This is a genomic window from Caballeronia glebae (assembly GCF_001545035.1).
GTDB classification, from domain to species: domain Bacteria; phylum Pseudomonadota; class Gammaproteobacteria; order Burkholderiales; family Burkholderiaceae; genus Caballeronia; species Caballeronia glebae.
This window is the reverse complement of record NZ_FCOJ02000163.1, coordinates 1-1,542: the sequence shown is the minus strand read 5'-3', so window position 1 is coordinate 1,542 and position 1,542 is coordinate 1. Positions and strand designations below refer to the sequence as shown.

The window sequence follows — 1,542 nt, the reverse complement described above, 5'->3', positions numbered from 1 at the left end:
GAAGAAGCGGTGCGTCTGAGGGAAGCGGGTGTTGCGACCGAAGTAATCGCTGTGTCGTGCGGCGTGACGCAATGTCAGGAGACGTTGCGCACGGCGTTGGCCATCGGCGCGGATCGCGCGATTCTCGTCGAATCCGCGGATGAACTGCAGCCGTTGGCCGTAGCGAAGATCTTGAAAGCATTGGTCGATCAGGAAAAGCCTGAGTTGGTCATCCTCGGCAAACAAGCGATCGACGACGACTCGAATCAAACCGGCCAGATGCTCGCTGCATTGGCGGGTTTGCCGCAGGCGACGTTCGCATCGAAAGTCGTTATCGCGGACGGCAAAGCCACCGTGTCGCGCGAGGTCGATGGCGGCGCTGAAACGCTTTCATTGAAGCTGCCCGCCGTGATCACGACCGATCTGCGTTTGAACGAGCCGCGCTATGTGACGCTGCCTAACATCATGAAGGCGAAGAAGAAGCCGTTGACGACGGTGAAACCCGCTGATCTGGGAGTGGACGTCGCGCCGCGTCTGAAGACGCTGAAGGTCGTCGAGCCGGCGAAGCGCAGCGCGGGCATCACGGTGCCGGACGTGAAGACGCTGGTGGAAAAACTGAAGAACGAAGCGAAGGTAATCTGATGACGACTCTCGTTATTGCAGAACACGACAACGCGTCGATCAAGGCAGCGACGCTGAACACGATTGCAGCGGCAACGAAGATCGGCGGCGATGTTCATGTGCTGATCGCGGGTGCGAACGCACAGGGCGTGGCCGATGCGGCAGCGAAGATCGCGGGCGTATCGAAAGTGCTGCTCGCCGATGCGCCCCAACTCGCCGAAGGCCTCGCGGAAAATGTCGAAGCGACGGTGCTGAACATCGCGAAAGACTATACGCACATCCTCGCTCCGGCGACGGCTTACGGCAAGAACATCGCGCCGCGTATCGCCGCGCATCTCGATGTCGCGCAGATCAGCGATATCACCGCCGTCGATAGCCCCGATACTTTCGAGCGCCCGATCTACGCGGGCAATGCTATCGCGACGGTGCAATCGAGCGATCCGATCAAGGTCGTCACCGTTCGCGCGACGGGGTTCGATCCGGTTGCGGCGGAAGGCGGCAACGCGTCGGTCGAGAAGATCGAAGCCGCGGCCGATGCGGGCATCTCGCAGTTCGTGAGCCGCGAAGTGACGAAGCTGGATCGTCCGGAACTGACGAGCGCGCACATCATCGTGTCGGGTGGCCGAGGTCTCGGTAGCGGCGAGAACTACACGAAGACGCTGGAGCCGCTCGCGGACAAACTCGGCGCGGCGCTGGGCGCATCGCGCGCGGCAGTCGATGCGGGCTATGTTCCGAACGATTTTCAAGTGGGCCAAACCGGCAAGATCGTCGCGCCGCAACTGTATGTGGCCGTCGGCATCTCGGGCGCGATTCAGCATCTCGCCGGCATGAAGGACTCGAAGGTTATCGTCGCGATCAACAAAGACGCCGAAGCGCCGATCTTCAGCGTGGCCGACTACGGTCTCGTCGGCGATCTGTTCTCGGTCGTGCCGGAACTGGTGA

The 1,542-nt window shown here is 61.5% G+C and carries 2 protein-coding genes; both read left to right on the top strand.

The genetic code is table 11. The features are described from left to right. The coding region (locus AWB82_RS36610; RefSeq protein ID WP_086974104.1) for an electron transfer flavoprotein subunit beta/FixA family protein at nucleotides 1-621 on the top strand (621 nt) is incomplete at its 5' end. After that, nucleotides 621-1,542, top strand: a 922-nt coding sequence (locus tag AWB82_RS36605; protein ID WP_086974103.1) for an electron transfer flavoprotein subunit alpha/FixB family protein, incomplete at its 3' end; no start/stop codon positions are given. The genes AWB82_RS36610 and AWB82_RS36605, both read left to right, overlap by 1 nt.